The following is a 17,140-nucleotide window of genomic DNA, read 5'->3' on the forward strand; positions in this document are numbered from 1 at the left end:
TGCTTCCAGGTCGTCGCCAACAAGAACCTCGATGGCTTCAACCGCATGCGCTGGGTGGGTGCCACGAACCTGGGCGAGCGCGACCTGAAGAAGTAGGCGTCCGCGTCACGTGGCGGCGGGCCGCGGGAGGGCCCGTCGCCGCGGTGTGGGCGCTCAGTCCCGGGCGAGCGTGAGGTCCAGCACCGTCATGGACCAGGGCGCGAGCAGCACCTGCATGTCGTTGCCGGACTGGAAGAAGGACTTGCGCTCGGAGAAGCCCGAGGGCTCCCCCGAGTAGGCGAGCACCCGGGCACTCGTCACCTTGCCGCAGCCGCGCAGCTCCACCTGGGCATTGCGCGCCTGGTCCGGCTGGAGGTTGAGCGCGACGGCCACCACGTGCTTGCCGTCGTCGCTGCGCGAGGCGAACAGGGACATGCCCTCGGCGTCCGAGGCCTTGTCGAACTTCGTGGGGACGTAGTTGTCCTGGAAGCGCCCGCCCTTGCCGTCGAAGTTGCGGAAGGCGCGGAAGGCCCAGAAGGTGGGGCTGCGGAAGGGCGGGTAGGTGAAGTGGAAGGCCGAGGTGATGTTCTGCTGGGCGAAGCGCCCCAGGGCCTCGGCCTGCGCGAGGCCGCCGCTCATGTGCCGGGTGGCGCCGAAGTTGTACTCGCCGATGGAGATGCCCCGGCCGGGGTAGTTCTCGGCGATCCACCGCTTGAGCCGGGGAATCAGCTCGACGGGCTCCTCGATCCACGACTCGTCCTTGTACTTCGGGTCCCACAGCGCGCGGGTGGAGCGGATGCGCAGCGCGGCGGTGGCGGGATCGGTGCCGCCCGACTCCTCGAAGCCCATGTCCTTGCCCTGCGGATAGAAGTGGACGTCCACCACGTCGAGGATGCGGGTGCCCGTCTGCTTCTCGTGCTCGGCGAGCTTCTTGAGGTACCAGGCGAGCAGCGGCATGTTGCCGTGCGCCTTGCGGTCCTTCTTGTTGCCGCCCGGGGCCACGTCCGCCGCCGAGTTGTAGTAGTTCGTCCACCCCCACTCCGCGGGGCCGGCGATGACGGCGTCGGGATCCGCCTGCCGCACGGCGGTGCCGTAGGCGATGGTGCGCTCGAGCAGCTCGTCGTAGGTGGCGGGCTCCGGGTGCACGTCGCGGTGCGTGGTGTTCCAGAGCATCGGCTCGTTGTCGAGGATGTACTGGTGCACGCTGCGCCCGCGCGACTTGTCCTTCTCGCGGATGGTGCGCACCCACTCGTGGATGAAGGGAGGCGGGGCCTCGACGCTCGTCTGCGTGGGCGGAGGAGGGGAGAGCGCCTCGCCCGAGGGAGCGATGCCATTGCCGGCCTCGGGCACGTCCGGATCCATCTTCTGCTGAGGGCCGAAGAGGGACTTGGGGAAGGCGACGGCGCTCGTGTCCTTGGCCACCCAGCCGAGGATGGGCACGGTGAGGGCGGACTGGAGCCCGTGCTGGAGGTTGGCCTGGAGGAAGCTCTCGTAGGTGTACTGGGGGCTGGTGCCGAGGACGACGTTGCGGAAGAAGTAGTCGTTGGCCGTGCTCCAGGCGTTGCCCAGCTTCCAGTTGTAGCGGGAGGTGGGGTTGCCGCCCCAGCGGCGCGCGGTGGCGCCGAGCTCCCACTGGTGGGTGTCCTTGAGCTCGCGCAGGTTGCTGAAGGCGATGCCGTAGATGAGCGGGCTGATGCGGTGGCCGGGCGCGGTGCAGTCCACCACCACCTTGGCGCCCTTGGCGTCACCGAAGGCCACGCGGCCGCCGCCCACCTCGGAGGCCGTCTTCGGGGCCTGCGCCACGGTGGGCGTGACGACGTTGGCGAAGCCCACCTGGTTGAGCTCCACCCAGTCGGTGCCCACCGTCTTGTGGGCGCGCAGGACGAGCTGCGTGAAGGCGTGCTTCTCCGGGTTGAGCTCCGCCATGGGGACGAACACCTGCGTCCACTCGCCCTCGTGCGTGGTGACGTACGTGTCCGACAGCTGGATGCGGGGGAAGAGCGTCTCGCCCTCGGAGTCCAGCCGCACCTCGAGGAAGTCCCCGAAGCCCGACGGCGCGCGGTAGCGCAGCGTCAGCCCGCCGTACTCCACCGGCAGGCCCTTCTTGTGCAGCACCCAGCCGCCCTTGTTGGCCAGGCGCAGCTTCGCCGGAGCGGGCCCCTTCAGCTCGCGCTCGGACCAGCCGAGGTCCGCCCAGCCCGGCTGCAGGCCGTTGTCGTAGGCCAGCTCCACGGGCTCGACGATGGCCTTGGGGGCGCTGGCCGTCTCCTGCTGGGACTGCTGCGCCACGGCGGTGCCCTCGACGGGCGTCATGCCACCGGGAGCGGTGAGGCCCCACTGGTCCACCTCCACCCAGTCGGTGCCCACCTTCTTGTGGGCGCGCAGGACGATGCGGGTGAAGGGCACCTTCTCCGGGTTGAGCTGCTCGAAGGGGATGAAGAGCTGCGTCCACTCGCCGTCGCGGCGCGCCACGTGGCTCGCGTCCACGCGCACGCGCGGGAAGAGCGTCTCGCCCTCGGAGTCCAGCCGCACCTCGAGGAAGTCGCCGAAGCTGGAGGGGGCGCGGTAGCGCAGCGCGAGCCCGCCGAACTCCCCCTGGATGCCGGGCTTGGACAGCATCCACCCGCCGAGGTTGGCCAGGCGCAGCTTCGCGGGGCCGGGATTCTTCAGGTCGCGCGCGGCCCAGCCCTCGTCCTTCCAGCCGGCCTGGAGGGTGCCGGCGAAGGCCACCTCGGTGAGCGCGGGGATGTCATAGACGCCGCTGCCCGAGGCCTGCGCGGTGGCGGCCTCCGCGGTGGAGCGCTTGCACGCGCCGGCCAGGGGCGCGCACGCGGCCACGACGAGCAGCAGGGCCGCGCGGGCCCTCCTGCCGTGTGTCCAGCGCGGTGCGCCGCGGGTGCCGGAGCGGCGCATCACTCGCCGTCCACGTCCTTGCGGGGGACGATGCGCGCGGGGATGCCCACCGCCACGCTGTCCGGGGGCACGTCCTTGAGCACCACCGCGTTGGCGCCGATGCGCGAGCGGGCGCCGATGGTGATGGGGCCCAGGATGCGGGCGCCAGCGCCCACCCACACGTCATCCTCGATGACGGGGTAGCCGTCGTCCTTGGCGGTGCCCACGGTGTTGTTGCCGTAGAAGCGCACGCGGTGGCCCACCTTCGCGTCGCCGCCCACCACGGTGCCCAGGCTGTGGACGAAGTAGACGCCGCTGCCCAGCTCGACGTCCTTGCCAATCTCCACGCCCAGCACCGCCGTCTGCGCCACGCGCAGCGCGTGGTTGCCGAGCGGAATGCCCAGCCCGCGCGCCGCCTCGCGCAGCCGCTGCAGCGCCAGCACGCGGTAGCCGTCCGAGGTGAGCACCATGGAGGCCACGGCCTTCACGCCCGTGCCGCCGTACTCGGAGCGTGCCACCTGGAGCGCGTCCTCCTTGAGGGCCCGGGCGAGCCGCAGCACCTGGCCGGGCTTGCCGCCGGTGAGGGCGAAGCGGGCCGCGCGCCGGGCCGCCTGGGGCAGCGAGCCCGCTTCGGTGCGAGCCCCGCGCAGGTACTCCATGGCGTACGTCACCGAGGTGCCCATGAAGGCCACCTTGCTCAGCCCCGCCTTGTCGGCGAGCCGCGCCACGCCCATGACGGCCTGGGTGACGGGGCGGGTGGCCTCGGGCGCCACCACCGCGGCGGCGAGCAGCGGCCGGGCCAGCGGATTCATCTCGAAGAGGAAGCGCCAGGGGTCCACCTGGGGCACGTCCGGGTGCTTGCCCGCCACGCGCGAGTCGAAGATGCCGTAGCGGTGGGCCCGCTTCAGCCACTTCTCGAAGCTGGTGTGATCCGAGCCGTGGAGGACATACGCCTCGGTGCAGAACTCGAAGCGGCAGCCGGCCTTCTCCAGGCGCACGCCCAGCTCGATGTCCTCGGACTGGCCGAGGCTCTTGTCGAAGCCGCCGGCGGCCACGTAGTCCTCGCGGCGGAACGAGACGTTGCCGGTGAAGAGCTGCCAGCCGTGGGCGCGCCGCTTGGGGCCGCTCATGCTGGCGGCGATGCGGTTGTTGAGCCACGCGTACCACCGCTCGAAGAGCGGCATGTCCGAGATGGCCGGGTCCGGGCGGATGCTGCCGATGACGACGTTGCGCGAGCCCCGCGGGTGACGTGCGAGATGGCGGGCGAGGAAGTCCTCGGCCACCTGCATGTCGTCGTCGGTGATGAGCACCACGTCGCCGCGCGCCGCGAGCACGCCGCGGTGACGCGCGGCCGCCGCACCGGCGTTGGCCTGCGTCTCCACGCGGAGGCTGTAGGGGAGCGTCAGCTTCTCCAGGTGGGGCGCGGCGGGCTCCTTCGAGCCGTCATCCACCACCACCACTTCGAAGTCGGACGGGGGGAGCGTCTGCCGGGCGAACTGGCCGAGCAGGCGCTGCACGAGATCGAGCCGGTTGTAGTTGGCGACGACGACACTCAGCCTCGGCCGGGACACGGGCCGAGGGAGGGCGGCGCCAGGGGCGCCGGAGGCTGCACTGCTCATTTCTTCGAGGCTCCAGACGTAGGCTGGAGCGTAACGCTTCCCACGAAGCGCTCCTTCCCAATCAGGTCGAGCGTACGGCGAGCAGACGAGTAGTCCGAGTCCCCGAGCGTCACGCACAGGAGTGCACGCTCGGCGGCCAGCGCGACCTCCAGCCCCACGGGGTTGGAGACGACGGAGTCGATGAGGACCACCACCCGGTCCCCCTGCTCCACATACGCCAGCATCTCGCTCACCACGTGCTGCGCGCTGCCCAACTCCAGGCCCTCGGCATCCAGGAAGTGGATGGGCGTGGTGCCCTGCCGGTTGCCCACCTCGAGGATGGCGTGCGCCGTCTGCAGACCGGAGCCGCCCCCATGCGAGGGCACCACCACCAGGGACGACCACGCGTGGCGCTGGTTGAGCATGGCCCACAGGTGCAGCAGCGTGCTGGAGGGCACGGTGCTGACGGGCGGCTGTGGGGCCTGCGGCTGCGGCTGCGGCGGCTGCTCGATGACCTCGGACGTCCCGTCCCCAGCGGAGGCGGTTCCAGACGGAGGAGACGCAGGCGCGGCGAGCGCGCGGTTGCCACGCACCACCGACAGCGGCTGCACCACGCGCCGCTGCTCGGGGGGCTTCTGGCCACCGCCGCGCGAGCCACCCTTGGTCTTCTTGTCATGAGGCTCGAACATGGGCCCCCCCATGGTAGCGCGTTGCGCGCCGTTTGACAGCACCGAAGAGGCCGATTGGGGGGCCTCTGTGTCGTATTTTCGTGGCCTCTTGGCTTTTCGGTGCGGTAGCATACCTGATTTCCTACTGAATTACGCGAATTCGCCCCCTGAATTCCCAGGGTTTGAGACTTCGTCTCGGAGCGGCTGCGCGGTGGGCCAGGCCCGCGTGTAGATGGCCAGCTTGCTGGCGCAGGTGAGCGCCATCGCCACCAGCAGCGTGGCCAGCCAGCTGATGTTGCCCATGTCGCCGAAGCACTGGTTGATATAGGCCACAAACACCGACAGCGCCACCAATCCACCCGCTCGGTACTCCGGCTCATGGGCGCGGTGATAGGCGCGGGCGGCGAGGAAGATGCCCACCGGTATCCACATCCACAACCCGCTGAACCCCACGACTCCGCCCGCGCTGAGCATGCCCAGCACCGAGTTGTGGGGAAAGTAGAGATAGTCGGCGAAGGCGTGGGAGATGTCGGGCAGCTCGATGAGCTCGATGAAGGGGTGCCCCCAGCCCGTGCCGAAGAGGGGGCTGCGCTCCCAGGTGTGGACGACGTTGATGTTCTCGATGTCGCGGTAGTCCAGCTGCCCCTTGGCGAGGTTCTCGCCCTCCACCAGGGACTTGAAGATGCCGACGATGCCGAAGATGCCCGTGGGGTTCTGCCAGCCCACCGTGAGGTAGAGGGGGAAGAAGGGCAGCAGCAGCATCCCGGCCCGGGAGAGGTAGCGCTTCACCCAGCTCCAGGGGCTGACGACGTACGCGCAGATGAGGCCCAGGGTGAAGCTGACGTACGCCAGGCGCCGGTCGTTGTAGTGCATCCCCATGAGGATGACGGCGCACACCCCGACCATGCGCCAGAAGTTCTTGCGCTTGGGCTCCTCGAAGTACGAGTAGATGGCGACGCCCAACCCGGTGACGTACAGCACCGAGTCCGAGTGCGTGGTGGCGTACTCGTGGTACAGGCCCCGGGGGCGCGCGATGGCGACGATGAACCAGGCGCCCAGCAGGGCCTTGGTGAAGCAGCCCCCGAGGATGATGCGCCCGATGGTGCGGAAGTCCTCGGGCCCGCGCAGCGCGGCGTTGAAGAGCATCACCATCACCGGCAGCACCAGCATCTGGTGGAACTGCGCTCGGGCCACGCGCGACACGCCGCCGTTGATGTTGATGCCCCACACCTGAAGCCAGACGATGGTGGCCACCAGCACCAGCAGCGTGACGACCAGCGGCTTGGCCAGCGGAGTCGGGAGCGGGTCCAGCTTGATGCCGGTGGCGCGCCGGTAGGCCATCAACCCGAGCAGCCCGAGCATGGCGATGTCCAGCAGGGGCAGGGACATGCCGGGCATGGTGAAGAGCAGCTTGCCGGGGAAGTACAGCGGCGACTGCCAGTGGCCCTCGTAGGGAACCTCGGGGACGAGGTCCACCGTGACGGCCAGGGCGAAGAGCGCCAGCGTCAGCGTGCGCAGGGGCTGGCGGCACACCCACCACAGGAAGGCGGCACCCACCACCGGCACCGGCGCGATGGCCGGGGCGACGACGAGCAGCCCCAGTGTCGCCAGCCCCAGCAGGACCAGCAACGCCATGAAGACGGGCGTGCGAGAGAGGAAGGCTTCCATCGTCGTGCGCGGCCGTCACCCGGCCGTCAGGGCTTCTGGCCCTCGCGTGCCGTGCGCACCCACTCGCCCTTCTTCTCCTCGGGGCGGCTGAGCATCAGCCACACCTTCCAGGCCACGTAGAAGGGCGCCCGCCCCAGGGCCAGCAGTCCCTCCAGGCCCATGCCGGACACCCACCAGCCACGCAGCACGTAGAGCACCAGTGCCAGCACGCTCGCCGCCGCCGCGTACGCGGACAGCGCCACGTGCCCCTGCCACAGCGACAGCACGCCCGAGGCCACCGTCACCGCGCCCGCCCCCAGCACCACCCAGCTCAGCGGCGGCACCAGCAGGTCCACCGCCAGGTCCACCAGCACCTTGTCGCCCTTGCGCAGGCCCTCGGCGAGCAGCGGCAGGCCGAACTTGCGCGTCATCGCCATGCGCCCACCGTCCCAGCGGCGGCGCTGCGAGCGCGCGGCCTTCTCGCTCGTCACCATCTCGCCCAGCGCCTCGGCCTCCCAGGCGTAGTGCACGCGCTGGCCGGCCTTGCCCAGGCGGATGCCGTACTCCAGGTCCTCCACGATGGAGAAGGCCTCGTGGGGCACCTGGCGGATGATGGCGTGGGTGAAGCACATGCCGTTGCCGCGCAGGCCGCACGAGACCCCCAGCCGCTCGCGGCCCATGGAGCGCACCTTGTGGAAGAGCGCCAGGGCGACGGCCATCAGCTTCGTGCGCCACGAGGCATGCGGGTTGAGCACGCCGTAGTGCGCCTGCACCGCCTGCGCGCCCGCCTCCAGCCGCAGCCCGTAGGCGTGCAGCAGGTTGGGCGTCACCTCGGTGTCGGCGTCCACCACCACCACCGCGTCGGCGAAGCCGTCCTTCAGGCTCGTGTCGAAGGCGAGCTGCAGGGCGTAGCCCTTGCCCCGCAGCTCCTTGTTCTGCCGCTCCAGCACCGTGGCGCCGGCCTCGCGCGCGCGCTGCGCCGTGGCGTCCGAGCAGTTGTCCGCCACGACGATGATGCGCCGCAGTGTCGGCGGGTAGTCCACCGCGGACAGGTTGGCCACGGTGCGCGCGATGCCCGCTTCCTCGTTGTGCGCCGGGATGATGACGTCGAACTTCAGCCGCGGAGGCACCTGGGGAGGCGCCTCCTTTTGTCCCGACAGGAGCGTGAGCAGCAGGAGATAGCCCGAGGCGAGGAGCACCGGCAGGGCCAGGAGGACGAGCAGCAGATCGAGCATCACGGCTTGGGGGGACTTCGGGTGGGGCGCGAGGGGGGGCTCGCGCTATTGGGAACCAGTCTCCAGCTGCTCCATCTCGGCGAGCACGGGCAGCCCCAGGTTGCGCTTCACCTGCCAGGGCTGCAGCAGCCGGCCGCTGAGCACGTCGCGGGCGATGGCCGCGAAGACGCCCAGCAGCAGGCCCGCGAGGATGCCGCCGATGGCGATCACCTTCGCGTTGGGCTTCACCGGCGTGCGGGGGAACTCGGCGGGGGTGAGCAGGGTGTAGCGGTACTTGAAGGAAGCCTGGGTGATGTCGCGCTCGAGCTTCGCCGCCTCGATGCGCTTGCGCATCTGCTGCTGGACGACGAGGCGCACGCGCAGCTCGTCCACCGCCACCGCCGCCTTGGGGTTCTCCGACACCGCCGGGAGGATGCCCATGAGCACGCGCTCCAGCCCGTACGGGTCCGGCATCGGCTCGTCGGGGAAGGGCACGGACTGGCCACCGAAGCGCTCGTACTCCGAGTTGAGCTGCTTCTCCTCGGTCTGCAGTACCCGCGTGTTGGGCGAGCCCTGGGCGCGCAGCCCGGTGATCTTCTGCTGCAGCTCCACGATGTTGGGGTGGCTCTCCCCGTACAGCTTGCGCTGCGCCACCAGCTCCGCGTTGAGCTGCTCCAGGCGCCGGTTGTGCTGCTCCTCGGAGTCCGAGATGGCGCGCCGCTTGGCGCGGATGAGGAAGCGCAGCCCGGCCAGGTGGTGGTCCGAGTTGAAGCCCCCCACGCGCGGGTCACCCACCGCGCGCCGGCGCTCGAGCATGATCTGCTCGAAGACCTTCTCGAAGTGCGTGTAGGCCAGCTTGACGTTCTCGGTGGCCTGCTTCTCGTGGATCTCGAGGATCTCCATCGCGTCGGAGATGCTGGCGAGGTCCTCGCGCTGGCGCGCCTCGAGGAAGCTCTGCTGCGCGGCATCCACCAGCTCGTAGGCGAGCTGCGGGTCCGGCCAGACGACGCTGAGGGTGACCTTGCCATCCTCGGTGTCCACGCTGAGCTGCTTCTCCAGCATGCCCACCATGGCATCCAGCTTGATGTCCTCGGTGGGGCGCGCGGAGATGACGTGCATCACCGTGTCCTTGAGGCGCAGCAGCGGGGCGCGCGTGGCCTCCCAGCGGTCCAGCAGGTTCACCCGCTTGATGAGGGCCACGAGGTTCTCGCGCCGCATCACCGCCTGGGCGGCCGTGCGCGTCACCGAGTCCACCTCGCCCGGCGGGCGCAGGGGGTTGGGCGGGTCCGGGTCCAACGCGGCGATGCGGTCCGGGTTGACCAGCGCGGCGATGGTGGAGCTGCGCTTGGGCAGCAGCGTGGCCTGCGAGTAGTAGCTGCGCGGCAGGAACTTGGCGAGCGCCAGCCCCAGCGAGGCCACCACCAGGAAGGTGGCGAGCGCCAGCAGCTTGTGGCGCAGCACCGCGTTCTTCACGTAGCTGAGGTAGTCCTTGAGCGCCTCCCAGTCGATGAGCTGGGCCTGCGCCTTCTCCACCTCGGGCAGCTCGTCGTGTGGTGACGTACCCATCCCCTACGCCTCCTTCCTGTTCCCCGTGGCCATCACCCGCTCCACCTGCTGGCGGAACTCCTCGGGGGTGAAGGGCTTGATGAGGTAGCCGCTGGCTCCGGCCTCCTCCGCCTGCGCGCGGTCCAGCGACAGCGTGCGCGCGGAGATCATCAACACCGGCACGTGCTTGTGCGTGGGCGAGGCGCGGATGTGCTCGCACACCTCGAAGCCGGAGATGTCCGGCAGCGTCAGATCCAGGCAGACCAGGTCCGGGCGCCCCTCGGTGAGCTGCTCGATGGCCGCGCGCCCGCTGAAGGCCTCCAGGACGCGGGTGAAGCCCAGCTCCTGCAGCATGTCGCCCAGCATCCTGCGGAACATGGGGGAGTCCTCCACGACGAGGACGGTTCCTTGCTGCTGCATAAAGTCTCTCGGGCCTTTGCTCAGTCTTCCATCGACGTCCAGACCACCAGGACGAGGAAGGCATAGAGGAAGTTGTACGCCACCACCATCGCCACCGCCCGTTTTACGCCGCGCACCGCGTTGCGCTCCCGCGCGGCCAGGCACGGCAACACGATGATGGCGTACAGCACCGACATCAGGAGGAACTTCTTCATGGCCTGGTGCGCCTAAAGCCTACCACGGTCATACCGGACTACCAATCCAACGCTTGTGTACCACTGGACGACGGGCACGCTGGATATGACGACGTGATCCGTCCAGGTGAGCTGCCCTTTTCCCTGCACGTAGAGGTAGCGAGAGAGCGGTAGTGGATAGAGGCCCTCGAATTCCGTCTTGAACTCGGCATCTCCCGAATGGATGCCTGGGGTGAGGGTCCGGGCGTAGCGCAGCTTGCCCGTCACCTTGGCCTCGCGCCGACCCTTCCACACCAGATCCACCCCCACATCGCCGCGCTCGACGAGCTGGGCGGTCAGGGGATCCATGTACGGCAGGTAGCGCATGCGCACCGTGGCCCTCACCGGCCAGTGGTTGCCCAGCGGCACCGGCGCTTGCAGACGGGTCTCCAGCGTGGGCACCAGCACGTTCTCGACGGGCCGGTCGGGCCGGCGCGGGTACTCCCGGCCGAACGCGAGCCCCGGCTCGACCGTCAGGTCGACCAGCGGGTTGAAGAAGTGCTGCAGGCCGGGGGCGAGCTGCAGGAGGGAGTCGCGGTTGCCGGTGGAGAAGGAGACGTCGCGGCCGTAGAGCGAGACGATGAGGTAGTCGCGGCGGGTAGCGCCGTAGAAGGACTGGACGCGCAGCTCGGGGTAGCGCTGCTGGGGGTAGGCCGCGTTGCCGCGCCGGGCCGGGCGCACGGGCGGGTCCAACAGGCCGTTGACGACCCAGCCGAGCGTGCCGGCGATGGCCATCCGTTTGATGCCCAACGACGTCCAGAAACCCGCCGCCGTCTCCGTGTAGATGTAGGCGCTGCTGACCTTCGCCCCCGGGAGCACGGGGAGGCTGCCGGTGCCCCCGCCGCCGTTGGTGTCGAAGGGGAAGGTGCCGTAGGTGGTGGTGTGGACGGCGAGCAGCGAGAGGTCGCGCCGGATCTTGTACGTGCCGGTCGTGTAGACGGACTGGAGGATCTCCAGCGTGGGCCGCGTGGTGGTCTGGCGGATGAGGAACTGCGGCTCGTAGATGAGCTTGACGTCCAGCAGGTGGGTGTTGAGGAAGCCCTCCAGGCGCGGGGCGGCCAGGACGTCCGTCACCACGGGGCTGTTGGCCAGCTCGGTGAGCAGCGGCGTGCGGACGATGGACTCGACGCGCGCCGAGGCCTTGTACTTGATGTCTGGGGCGGCGGCCACCAGCAGCAAGCCGAGGGCCAGGGCGGGCAGCGCCATGGGTTATTCCACCACCACCACGTCGCCCGTCTTCAGGCGGAAGGTGGAGGCGTTGCCCTCGTTGCGGGTGAGGGAGGGGTAGGAGAAGCGGATGCGGATGGGCGTCGGGTAGCCGGGCTCCCTGCGCAGCACGTAGACGCCGTCCTCGCGCGCGTAGTCACTGAAGCCGCCCGCCTCCGAGAGCGCCTGCAGCAGCCCGGAGTTGGCCTCGAGCAGCTTGCGGCCCGGGTTGCGCACCTCGCCGAGCACCGACACCCGGATGGGCTGGGCCTCGTCCACGATGATGGTGACGACGGGGTTGGCCACCATGTCCTTGAGCTTCTGCTCCACCAGGCGCGCGAGCGCGGCCGGCGTCTGCCCGGCGGCGTCCACGTCGTTGAGGAGCGGCAGGCTGATGCGGCCGTCCTCACGCACGCGCAGGCGGGTGGAGATGTCCCGCTGGTTCCACACGTTGACGCTGATGACGTCGCCCTTGCGGATGAGGTAGCTCTCGTCCTGCGTCGTCTGGGGCTCGCGGTAGTCGTCCACCCAGATGAAGCGGCCCGGCTGGTAGCAGGCGGACAGCAGGAGGAGCGAGGCCAGCAGCGGCCAGCGGCGTGGCGAGAGGGAGCGAAGGGAGGGTCGGCTCATGGAAGGCTTCATGCGGCGCGGGCCTCGGCGGAAGGCGGCTCGGTGGAGTCCTGGGGCTTGCGGCGGTTGCGCACCTTGTGCACCAGCGCGAGCACCTCGTCCTTGCGCACCGCGCCGGTGAGGAGGATGAGGGACACGTAGACGAGGCCGTCCACCACCAGGCGGGCCAGGCCGCGCACGAGGTCGCGCGAGTCCAGCCCCAGCCGGCCCAGCACCAGGTGGACGGCGGTGACGGCGGCGCACACCCCGAGCGTCTTGCCCAGCACGGACAGGGCCCGCGCATCCCAGGCGCGCTGGCCGATGGCGGCGACGAGGACGATGGTGACGATGACCTCGCAGGTGGCCAGCGAGATGGCGGTGGCGCTCGCGCCGCCCGCCGGGCCCAGCCGCTTGAGGCACAGCGGGATGAGCACCAGGTTGAGCACCGGGCTGAGCACCGCGGCCATGATGGAGGTGCGCGTCACCGTCCAGGGGCGGTTGGCGGCCATGAGCCAGCTGCCGCACACGGTGGCCACGTAGGTGAGCACGAAGATGGGCGCGAGCAGCCGCAGCACGGGCGCGGCCGGCAGGTAGGCCTTGCCAATCATGAGCTGCACCCACGTCTCCGCGCCCAGCGCGAGCGCGAGCGTCACGGGGATGGACACGGAGACGATGCCCTCCAGCCCCCGGCGGAGGATGCGGGTGAACTCCTCGGGGGAGCTCGCCGCCGCGCGCGACATCATCGGCAGCAGCACCCAGCTGAGGATGGGCGAGAGCAGCATCGTCATGCCGGCGATGCCCCAGACGGCGCCGTAGTAGCCCACCTCGGTCTTGTTGGCGACCATGCCGAGGATGCTGACGTCCACGCGGCCATTGGTGGCCAGCGCCGCCTCGTTGATGAAGAAGGGCAGGGCGGCCAGCAGCGCGGTGACGGTGGAGCGCACGTCCAGCCGCATCCTCAGCCCGGCGTGCTGGCGCGTGAGGCGGAAGAGGAACACGGCCTTGACGATCTCGGCGCCGATGAAGGGCGCGGCCATCCACGGCAGTGGGGCGCCGAGCAGCAGCACCAGCACGAGCCCGCCGCCCCAGATGCACTTCATGAGGACGTGGGCCACCGACAGGCCGTCCACCTTCTCGCGGGCGTGCAGCACCGCGGCGAGGATGGCGTTGAGGCGGAAGAAGAACTGGTAGACGCCCAGCAGCAGCGCCAGGGCCTGCACCTCGGGCGGCTCGCCACTGCTGCGCATCACCCACAGCATGCCGCCCATCAGCCCCAGCGCGAGTCCCACCTGCAGCAGCAGCGTGCCGCCGAAGAACTCGCTGGCGTGATCGGGACGGAGGGCCACTTCCTTGCGGATGTAGACGTCCAGGCCCATGGCGCTGAGGACGAAGAAGGCGCCGGAGAAGCCGTTGGCCCAGTTGTACTGGCCGAAGCTCGTCGGGCCGAGGATGCGCGGCACCAGCATCTGCAGGACGAGCGAGATGCCATACGTCACCAGCAGCGACCCGCCCAATTTGACGGCGTTGCGCAGGGAGGTGTGGGCGTCCACCGGGGCGGGCTGGGCCCGCGGTTCGGCCGCCGCGCTCGTCTGGGGCGTTTCGATGACTCGGTACCTCGACAGTGAAGGCTGCGCGCAGTGAACGACAGAGGGGCCCCCCCGTCAAATACACGGCTACATGTCTGTAGAGTGGCCGAGCTGGCTTCCCGAGTCGGTGGGGGGCCCCAGGACCTGAAGGGTCCCGTTTCCCTGGGAGCCGAGCAGGCGAGGGGCGGGTCCCTTCCGTCCGAGGAGAGGCGCCATGCACGAGGTGAGACGCTGGGGAGTGGTGCTCGGGTTGCTGCTGGCCGGGTGCGCGGCCTCGGGACCGTCGCTGCGCGAGGAGGCGGAGAGGGAGGAGACGGCCACGTGCCTCGCGCTCCTGTGTGACGAGGAGGTGTGCGGGTTCCTGCGCTGCGAGGACGTGGCGGAGGCGGTGGCCGAGCGGGTCGGCTCGGACGCGGCGCCCGGCGGCGTGGTGAAGACGTGGGCGAACCCGAGCGCGGTGAGCGTGACCGGCCGGGCTCGCCCATGCGGTACTGGGGACGGCCGCTGGCACTGCCGGAGGAGCAGGGCGCCGTCTTCATCATCCCGTGGCACAACCACCGCCACCGCCACCTGCTACCCAGCCAGCAGCGGCTCATCGACGAGGCCAACGCGAAGCTGAACCGGCCTCACGAGAAGCACCACATCTTCCCGCAGGAGTTCCTGGAGTGGTTCAAGGGCAAGGGCATCGACATCCATCAATGGACGATGTTCATCGAAACAGCCCTGCACAAAAGCATCCATCGCGGGGAGAAGGGGGGCCCATGGAACGCGGCGTGGCGGCAGTTCATTCGGAACCCGAAAAACAAGGATGCGACGAAGGAGGACATCTGGAAGCACGCCTGGGAGCTGTGCGTACGCTTCGGTCTGATGGCGCCTCTGCAGCCGTATTATGGCAAGGCGCGGCTGCCGCCCCCCATCGAGTTCTGAGGAACAAATGAGGTTCTACCTGCTGGATTCCATCCCATATGGGACCTCGCGTTACTCGGGCGAGTACACCGCCAGGCGCAGGTGGGGCCTGCCCGGGTTGCAATGCCCCACCTGCGATGTTCCCTATGTCGATAAGTCGGAGGCCTACCCGGGCGTGGATTTATCGGGCGTACCGGAGGCGAAGCAGCTCGAAGAGGCCTGGCTGGAGGAGGACGTCGAGAAGTTCATGCGCCTGCGGGAGTTGGTGCGGCCCCGGGTTCCGGAGGGAGCGCCCCTGGCACCCGGCTCCGGATTCGGCCCCCTCGTGGGCACGGCCCGAGGCAACTTCGCACAGCTCGACATGCTGTACGGCGACAGGATCATCATCCGCCGCGACGCGCTGGGGCAGCTCCAGGCGGAGGGCCTTCGAGGACTGAAGGGGCACCGTACCGGGCTGCGCTTCCGGCAGAGGAACGCCCCGGAGTTGATGGAGGTGGAGCCGGAGCTGATCGGCCTGCTCCATCCGGACAGCATGCCACCGGGCATGGCCGCCCCGTGCAAGACGTGCGGTGGCTATCGCTTGTCCCTGCTGAAGGAGCCGCTGCTCGACCGGGCCTCGCTGCCGGAGCACCTGGATGTGTTCCGGCTGCGTAACTGCACCAGCTTCATCGTCATCAGCGAGCGCTTCGCGGACACCCTGCGCCGGCTCGGCTTCGAGGAGTTCTCCCTCCAGGAGTTGCCGGTGCGCTGAGCCCCGCGAAGCGGGGCCCCCCTGCCTCTCTAGCTCGCGCCGCTGCCCGTGAGCACCACCGGCACCGTCTTGAGGATGAGGTTGATGTCGTTCTTGAGGCTCCAGTGGTCGATGTACTGCATGTCCAGGTACATCCACTCCTCGAACGAGATCTGATTGCGGCCGGAGACCTGCCAGATGCAGGTGAGGCCCGGGCGCACCGACAGCCGGCGCCGCTGCCAGGCGGCGTACTTCTCCACCTCGCTCGGGATGGGCGGCCGCGGCCCCACCACGCTCATCTCGCCGCGCAGCACGTTGATGAGCTGGGGCAGCTCGTCGATGGAGTACTTACGGATGAAGCGGCCGATGCCGGTGATGCGCGGGTCGTTCTTCATCTTGAAGACGGGGCCCGTCTGCTCGTTCATGGCCTCCAGCTTCGCCTTGAGCTCCTCGGCGTTGACGACCATGGAGCGGAACTTGAGCATGTGGAACGGCTTGCCGTGCAGGCCCACGCGCTTCTGCTTGAAGAAGATGGGCCCGCGGCTGGTGAACTTCACCGCCAGCGCCACGCCCACCAGCAGCGGCGAGAGCGCCGCCAGCGCCGCCGCCGAGCTGCAGATGTCGAACAGCCGCTTGAGCGCCATCTGGTGCGGCCGGAACGCGTGCGTCAGGAAGTGCAGGTACCCATCCGAGACCGCGTGGTCGTCGATGGGCCGCGCCCGATCGAACCGGAAGTGGTAGGCCGGCAGCGCGAAGGGAATCCCGAAGTTCTCGCACAGCTTCACGACGGCCTGCATCTCCGCCGAGTGCTTCAGCATGTTGCCGGCGATGTACACCTCGTCCACCGGCACCGTGCACAGGATGTGCTCCAGGTCCTTCACCGTCCCCAGCACCGGCGCGGGCGGCGTGGACGAGGCCGCCTCGTTGTTGAAGCTCAGGTAGCCGATCACCCGCCGGCGGTGCTTGGAGTCGAGATCCTCGCCCGTGAGCCGGCCCATCGCTCCCACGCCGACGATGAGCACCTCGTCCAGCGGCTGCTCCTGCACCGACAGCCGTCGGAAGAGGTACATGCGCAGCAGCACCACCGAGGGCCACAGCAGTGGCGGGAACATGCTCAGCGCGACGATCCACGACTCGGTGCCCATCACCAGCCGGGTGAGGAAGAGCACCACCGTGACGACCATCACCTGGATGGACAGCAGCGCCAGGTCATCCAGCCGCTCGCGGTCCGCGAAGCGCGCGTCGTAGAGGCACAGCGCCGTGCCCACGAACAGCCACGCGACGATGCCCACCCCCAGCAGCACCCAGACATCGGTGCGCTCCAGGTGCAGGTCGTGCCCCATCATCGTCGTGGAGATGAGCAGCGCCGCCACCACCAGCACCAGGTCCACCGCCATGTTCAGCTTGGCGGCGAAGCCCGGGGCGAAGCGCGAGGGCGGGGTCTCGGCGGTCGGCGCGGCGAGCACCGAGAGCGGCTTGTCCGCGGGGGCCGGCGTGCTCGACGCCACCACCGGGGCCTCCGTCGAAACCACCCCATTGGGTTGGGTGTCCGAACTGGCCTGCGAGGTGGTGGGGGTGGGCTGGCTGGATGTCACGTCAACTTGGGCTGCGGGTCGCAATCGAGACGCTCCGGGAATTCGACATCCGACGACCCCGCAATGATAGGGGACCGCGATGCCGGCCAGAAGCCGGGGATGGGCAACTGTTAAGAGGACGCATCCCCCTGTTTTCTGTGGCGCGCAGGGTAGAAGGAGGGCCCGGGAGCCGTCAATCTGCCCTGTAGTATTCCCATCCGGATGTAATCGTTGCATGACACTTTCGCGCCCCGTGGGTCGGAGCGCATGCGTGTCGCCACTGTAGGGGCACGGCGCATGCATGGCGCGGATGGGACGTAATGGGTCCTCCGCAGGAGTCATCGCCATGGCCTC

General features: G+C 69.4%; 14 protein-coding genes and 1 pseudogene. 3 read left to right on the forward strand and 12 right to left on the reverse strand.

The features are described from left to right. Nucleotides 1-153: 153 nt before the first annotated feature. The 11 genes from VF697_RS00670 to VF697_RS00720 all read right to left on the reverse strand — a co-directional run bounded on the left by VF697_RS00670 (nt 154) and on the right by VF697_RS00720 (nt 13,540). Nucleotides 154-2,892: a glycoside hydrolase family 44 protein gene (locus VF697_RS00670; RefSeq protein WP_331091203.1), complete on the reverse strand. Its 2,739-nt coding sequence runs from the start codon at nt 2,890-2,892 to the stop codon at nt 154-156. Next, on the reverse strand, nt 2,892-4,490 hold the full coding sequence (gene epsD, locus VF697_RS00675; RefSeq protein WP_331091205.1) for an exopolysaccharide biosynthesis glycosyltransferase EpsD: 1,599 nt from the start codon (nt 4,488-4,490) through the stop codon (nt 2,892-2,894). The genes VF697_RS00670 and epsD overlap by 1 nt, the downstream gene beginning before the upstream one ends. Further along, nucleotides 4,487-5,158, reverse strand: coding sequence for a hypothetical protein (locus VF697_RS00680; RefSeq protein WP_331091207.1), 672 nt, complete (start codon nt 5,156-5,158; stop codon nt 4,487-4,489). The genes epsD and VF697_RS00680 overlap by 4 nt, the downstream gene beginning before the upstream one ends. Nucleotides 5,159-5,287: 129 nt before the next feature. Then, entirely contained in the window at nt 5,288-6,805 is a 1,518-nt protein-coding gene (wzy, locus tag VF697_RS00685) for an exopolysaccharide repeat unit polymerase (protein WP_331091209.1), read from the reverse strand. Between the two features lie 26 nt (nt 6,806-6,831). Next, complete coding sequence (gene epsU / locus VF697_RS00690; protein ID WP_331091226.1) at nt 6,832-8,019, reverse strand: exopolysaccharide biosynthesis GT2 family glycosyltransferase EpsU; 1,188 nt, start codon at nt 8,017-8,019, stop codon at nt 6,832-6,834. A 45-nt stretch (nt 8,020-8,064) separates the two neighbouring features. After that, entirely contained in the window at nt 8,065-9,564 is a 1,500-nt protein-coding gene (locus tag VF697_RS00695; protein ID WP_331091211.1) for a chain-length determining protein, read from the reverse strand. A 3-nt stretch (nt 9,565-9,567) separates the two neighbouring features. Next, nucleotides 9,568-9,963, reverse strand: a complete 396-nt coding sequence (locus VF697_RS00700) for a response regulator (RefSeq protein WP_331091213.1) — start codon at nt 9,961-9,963, stop codon at nt 9,568-9,570. 20 nt (nt 9,964-9,983) lie between these two features. Continuing rightward, nucleotides 9,984-10,157, reverse strand: coding sequence for a hypothetical protein (locus tag VF697_RS00705; protein ID WP_331091214.1), 174 nt, complete (start codon nt 10,155-10,157; stop codon nt 9,984-9,986). Nucleotides 10,158-10,169: 12 nt separating this feature from the next. Beyond that, entirely contained in the window at nt 10,170-11,381 is a 1,212-nt protein-coding gene (locus VF697_RS00710; RefSeq protein WP_331091216.1) for a hypothetical protein, read from the reverse strand. A 3-nt stretch (nt 11,382-11,384) separates the two neighbouring features. Further along, nucleotides 11,385-12,011 carry an exopolysaccharide export protein EpsY gene (epsY, locus tag VF697_RS00715; protein ID WP_331091218.1) on the reverse strand — a complete coding sequence of 209 codons (627 nt, stop codon included), beginning with the start codon at nt 12,009-12,011 and terminating at the stop codon, nt 11,385-11,387. Between the two features lie 8 nt (nt 12,012-12,019). Then, entirely contained in the window at nt 12,020-13,540 is a 1,521-nt protein-coding gene (locus tag VF697_RS00720; protein WP_331091220.1) for a flippase, read from the reverse strand. A 250-nt stretch (nt 13,541-13,790) separates the two neighbouring features. On the opposite strand from VF697_RS00720, the pseudogene VF697_RS43440 reads away from it, so the two are divergent. From VF697_RS43440 to VF697_RS00730, 3 genes and pseudogenes are all read left to right on the forward strand, one after another. Next, nucleotides 13,791-13,985, forward strand: a pseudogene (locus VF697_RS43440) (DUF2380 domain-containing protein); the annotation flags it as partial. Nucleotides 13,986-14,014: 29 nt separating this feature from the next. Next, nucleotides 14,015-14,503, forward strand: coding sequence for a TIGR02269 family lipoprotein (locus VF697_RS00725; RefSeq protein ID WP_331091222.1), 489 nt, complete (start codon nt 14,015-14,017; stop codon nt 14,501-14,503). Between the two features lie 7 nt (nt 14,504-14,510). After that, complete coding sequence (locus VF697_RS00730) at nt 14,511-15,233, forward strand: double-CXXCG motif protein (protein ID WP_331091224.1); 723 nt, start codon at nt 14,511-14,513, stop codon at nt 15,231-15,233. 29 nt (nt 15,234-15,262) lie between these two features. Here VF697_RS00730 and epsZ read toward each other — a convergent pair whose 3' ends face one another. Next, a complete protein-coding gene (gene epsZ, locus VF697_RS00735; RefSeq protein WP_414641219.1) occupies nt 15,263-16,609 on the reverse strand; it encodes an exopolysaccharide biosynthesis polyisoprenyl-phosphate hexose-1-phosphate transferase EpsZ in 1,347 nt (448 codons plus the stop codon). Nucleotides 16,610-17,140 lie beyond the last annotated feature (531 nt).

This window comes from Archangium sp., from assembly GCF_036388035.1.
Lineage (GTDB): Bacteria > Myxococcota > Myxococcia > Myxococcales > Myxococcaceae > Archangium.